General features: G+C 65.1%; 1 protein-coding gene. It reads left to right on the top strand.

Annotation, left to right across the window (positions count from 1 at the left end):
• Positions 1-252, top strand: a 252-nt coding sequence (locus tag AABA84_RS34980) for a TonB-dependent receptor domain-containing protein (RefSeq protein WP_338314376.1), incomplete at both ends; no start/stop codon positions are given.

Here is a 252-nt window from a genome sequence, read left to right as displayed (position 1 = left end):
CGGCAACTTCACGCTGGTGCTGAGCGGCCGCAACGATTGGGTCGAGACGACGCAGGAAGCGCGCGACACCGGGGCCAGCGTCGCCAGCCGCGACGACAGCAAGTTCAGCGGGCGGGCCGGGCTGATCTACAATTTCGACAACGGCATCGCGCCCTATGTCTCCTATGCCACGAGCTACAATCCGGTCATCGGTCTCAACGCCAGCAACCAGCTCTTCCTGCCGGAGACCGGGCAGCAGACCGAGATCGGCGT

Source organism: Bradyrhizobium sp. TM239, assembly GCF_036247985.1.
Taxonomy (GTDB): domain Bacteria; phylum Pseudomonadota; class Alphaproteobacteria; order Rhizobiales; family Xanthobacteraceae; genus Bradyrhizobium; species Bradyrhizobium ottawaense.
The sequence above is the reverse complement of the archived record's forward strand: the minus strand, read 5'-3'. Positions and strand labels throughout refer to the sequence as shown.